Origin of the sequence: Marinimicrobium sp. UBA4509, from assembly GCF_002388575.1 — a bacterium.
Taxonomy (GTDB): domain Bacteria; phylum Pseudomonadota; class Gammaproteobacteria; order Pseudomonadales; family Cellvibrionaceae; genus Marinimicrobium; species Marinimicrobium koreense.
In genome coordinates this window covers 3,707-7,579 of record NZ_DGMV01000079.1, presented here as the reverse complement: position 1 = coordinate 7,579, position 3,873 = coordinate 3,707, and the positions used below count along the sequence as shown (strand labels likewise).

Annotated in this window: 4 protein-coding genes; 2 read left to right on the top strand and 2 right to left on the bottom strand. The window is 61.3% G+C overall.

From position 1 onward, the window contains the following. Positions 1 to 972, top strand: a 972-nt coding sequence (gene lipA / locus B3520_RS14810; RefSeq protein ID WP_286876368.1) for a lipoyl synthase, incomplete at its 5' end; no start/stop codon positions are given. Positions 973 to 980: 8 nt separating this feature from the next. Continuing rightward, complete coding sequence (locus B3520_RS14805; RefSeq protein WP_123638074.1) at positions 981 to 1,520, top strand: GNAT family N-acetyltransferase; 540 nt, start codon at positions 981 to 983, stop codon at positions 1,518 to 1,520. Positions 1,521 to 1,686: 166 nt separating this feature from the next. Here the strand turns inward: B3520_RS14805 and rdgC are convergent, their stop codons facing one another. Together rdgC and B3520_RS14795 are read right to left on the bottom strand one after the other, a co-directional pair. After that, positions 1,687 to 2,604, bottom strand: a complete 918-nt coding sequence (gene rdgC / locus B3520_RS14800) for a recombination-associated protein RdgC (protein WP_286804865.1) — start codon at positions 2,602 to 2,604, stop codon at positions 1,687 to 1,689. Positions 2,605 to 2,693: 89 nt separating this feature from the next. Further along, a complete protein-coding gene (locus tag B3520_RS14795; protein ID WP_286804864.1) occupies positions 2,694 to 3,782 on the bottom strand; it encodes an AI-2E family transporter in 1,089 nt (362 codons plus the stop codon). Positions 3,783 to 3,873: the final 91 nt, after the last annotated feature.

Genomic DNA, 3,873 nt, shown 5'->3' with positions numbered 1-3,873 from the left:
AAGGTTAAAGTCGGCGACAAACTACGCGGCGCCGACAAGGTCCGCACCATTCCGCTGGTCAATGAAGTCCGCCCGGCCCGCGAGCGCAAACCGGACTGGATCCGCGTGCGGGTGCCCGCCAACGGCGAGATCCAGCGCATCAAATCGATGCTGCGCAAGCAGAAGCTGCACACCGTGTGCGAGGAAGCGGCCTGCCCCAACCTGCCGGAATGCTTCGGCGGCGGCACCGCCACCTTCATGATCATGGGCGACATCTGTACGCGCCGCTGCTCGTTCTGCGACGTGGGCTTCGGCCGCCCCAACGGGCTGGACCCGGATGAGCCCAAGCATCTGGCGGAATCGGTGGCCGACCTGGGGCTCAAGTACGTGGTGATCACCTCGGTGGACCGGGACGATCTGCGCGATGGCGGTGCCCAGCATTTTGCTGACTGCATCCGCGAGTCCCGCGTGCACAGCCCGAATCTGCAGGTGGAAATTCTCACCCCGGATTTCCGGGGCCGGATGGACATTGCCCTGGATATTCTCGAACAGGAAGCGCCGGATGTGTTCAACCACAACCTGGAAACCGTGCCCCGTCTGTATCGTCAGGCGCGCCCCGGCGCCAATTACAAGTGGTCCCTGAAGCTGCTCAAAGAGTACAAGAAGCGCCGTCCGGACGTGCTCACCAAGTCCGGCCTGATGGTCGGCCTGGGGGAGACCAAAGAAGAGATCATCGAGGTACTCAAGGATATGCGTGAGCACGATATCGATATGCTCACCATCGGCCAGTATCTGCAGCCGTCCCGGGACCATCTGCCGGTGGATCGGTTTGTCCACCCGGATGAGTTTGCCGAGTACACCCGCATCGCCCACGAGCTGGGCTTCAAGCACGCGGCCTGCGGCCCGCTGGTGCGCTCCAGCTACCACGCCGACAAACAGGCCCACGGGGAAGCCGTGGGTGTGGTTGACGAGCTGCTGGCGTCAGGACAATAAGCGCCGAGATGGCCGAAACGGCCAGCCCCCAACCGACCGCTTTCCCGCCACAGGCCACTGTGGCGGCAGGCACCTCTCTGGTGATTGAACCGCTGATGCCCTCCACAGCGGGGCTCAGCGGTTTTATCGACACCATCGCCCACTGGCACCACGAACATTGTCTGGCTCGCGGCCTGAAATCATCGCTGGATCGCCGCGCGGAGCAGTTGCACCGCCACCTCACCCGCGAGGCCATCCCGGTGACGCTGATTGCCCGTAAAGGAGCGGAAGTTCTGGGCAGTGTCAGTCTGGTCCGCTATCAGGCGAGTGCGGGCGGGGCGCAGCGGTTATGGCTCAGTAATCTGTATGTGCCGGAGGCGCTCAGAGGGCAAGGGTTGGGCAGTGTGTTGGTGGATAAAGCCTGCCGCTACGCCCATGAGCAGGGCGAAACGGAGCTGTGGCTGTTTACCGACAACCAGCAGGGCTTTTACCAGAAACGCGGCTGGCAGCCAGGCGGAGAGGCCAGAGTCAGCCAGTCCGACGTGGATATTTTCGTAAGACGGTTGTAGCGGGCATTAAGTATTGGATTTGTGGTCACGTCCGGTAACGGCGGATGCGGCCTTTGGCCTTATCCGCCCTACGCATACCACCGCAGTTCGCGTAGGGCGGATAAGCGAAGCGCATCCGCCATAACCTAACCCCGAAGCGCGCATCCGCCGTAACCCAACCCCAAACTTACACCACCGACTCCGGCTCCACCGCCCCACCAAACGCCTCAACCAACGCCTTAACCAAGGCGGTCAATTCAATACTCATCACCGCAAAATCCGCATCAAACGCTTCCGCAGCGGTTTCCGGGTTGCGGTCGCTGGCCTGCTCGAGCAGCTTATCCTCAAACTTCAACCGCTTGACCGCGAACTGGTCGTCCAACACAAAATGGATTGCCTCTTTCCAGGTCAGCGCCAACTTGCTGGCGAACATCCCGGCCTCCAGATGGCTGGCCACCTCCGGCGCGCTCAGGTCCACGTTCTTGCAACGCACCACCCGGCTGTCTTTGCCCGCCTGGAATTCGCACTCTTCACCCAACACAAAGTCGGCGGGCAGGTCTTCGCCACGCAGCCAGTGGGTCATCAACTGGGCTGGTGCCTGCTGCGGGGTCAGGGGAATGGCTTTGAGGCTACCCAGGGCTTCACGCAACTGGCTGAGCAGCTCTTCGGCGCGGTTGCTGGAGGAGCAGTTGACCAGGATCAGACGCTCCTGGGGGGCGATGAAGGCGTAGTCCCGGGCGGACTTGCTGAACGCCTTGGGGAGCAGGTCGAAGATGATTTCGTCTTTCAGGGTCTGGCGCTCTTTGCGGCCCACCGGGCGGCCTTCCTCGGCGCGGATGTCCGCAAGCTTTTCTTCCAGATGCTCGTTGATCACCGCTGCAGGCAGGATTTTTTCCTGCCGCTTCAGGCATACCATCAGGTAGCCGTTGCTGGCGTGCACGTAGTCCTGGGCGTCTGGGCCGGCGGGCGGTACCCAGCCGAAACGGCTCATATCCTGGCTTCCGCAAGGCTTGAAAGGCGCTTGGCTGAGCTTGTCCGAGAGCGCTTCGGCGCTGTCATTCAGGGGTTCGGTCAGTTGAAACTGGCGTAGATTTTTAAACCACATAATCGATCCGGTCTGGCAGGCGTGAAGGGCGCACCTTTCGAGGCGTGCGCCCGGTCAGAAAGCGGGGGAGTGTACCACAGCGAGTCGGCTTAGCTCTGGTGCTCGAGCGAGTCCCGGTCGGCGCCGGTCAGGGTGTTCTCGGAGTTGAATTCGCGCACGAAAATACCCCAGAAGGCCACAAACAGGGCCGCTACCAGGGGCCCCATGACGAAACCGTTGATCCCGAACAGGGCGATACCCCCGAGGGTGGAGAGCAGCACGACGTAGTCGGGCAGCTTGGTGTCCCGGCCAACCAGAATGGGGCGCAGAATATTGTCCACCAGGCCGATCACCCCCGCACCGAAGGCCACCAGGATAATGCCCTGGGTGTAGTCGCCGGTGGCGAGCAGGTAGATGGCGACCGGCGCCCAGATGATGGCGGCACCGACGGCGGGAATCAGGGAGGCAAAGGCCATGACCACGCCCCAGAGCATGGGGGCGGGAATGTCCAACAGCCAGAAGATGATGCCCCCGAGGCCCCCCTGAACCGCTGCCACCACGATATTGCCTTTCACCGTGGCCCGGGTCACTTCCGCGAACTTGCGAAACAGCAGCCGTTCGCGTTCATCGCCAATCGGCAGCGCCTTGATCAGCAGCTCGAGCAGCCGCGAGCCGTCGCGCAGCATGAAGAAGGTGAGATACACCATCAGGCAGATATTGAGCACGAAGCGGAAGGCATTCTGTCCGATATCGAGGGTGTGTTGCGCGAGGAACTTGCCCGTGGCCATGGCCGCGTCGGTCGCGTGGCTCTGCAGTTCATCAATACTGATGTTGAAGCGGTCGAGCACGGACTGGATGACCGGGAAGCTTTCCTGGACCCGGTCGATGTATTGTTCGAGATCGATGTCACCTTTATCCAGCTTCTGGTAGATGCCGACGCCCTCGGCGACCACGGAGGTGATGATGAAGATCACCGGCAGGATGACGATGACCAGGCAGAGCAGCAGGGTGGTGAGGGCGGCGATGTTTTCGCGTTGGTTGAATTTGTTCAGCAGCCGCTGTTGTACGGGATAGAAGATGATGGCGACGGCACAGGCCCAGAAGATGGGGCCAAAGAAGGGCTTGAGCACCCACAGAAAACCCACCGAGACCAGCAGCAATAGCCAGATAAACGCTCGTGTTTCCATTTTGCTGTTCATTTGTCCATTCCTTCCAATCAGTTTTTTCGCTGCATGACGTCCGGGCCGCTTCGGGGTGTACTGTTTCCAGACACGCCGTGAACCCATCCCT

Bases quoted from the DNA above. Each gene is read 5' to 3' on its own strand.
- B3520_RS14805 (WP_123638074.1), top strand. From the start codon at position 981: ATGGCCGAAACGGCCAGCCCCCAACCGACCGCTTTCCCGCCACAGGCC.
- rdgC (WP_286804865.1), bottom strand. From the start codon at position 2,604: ATGTGGTTTAAAAATCTACGCCAGTTTCAACTGACCGAACCCCTGAAT.
- B3520_RS14795 (WP_286804864.1), bottom strand. From the start codon at position 3,782: ATGAACAGCAAAATGGAAACACGAGCGTTTATCTGGCTATTGCTGCTG.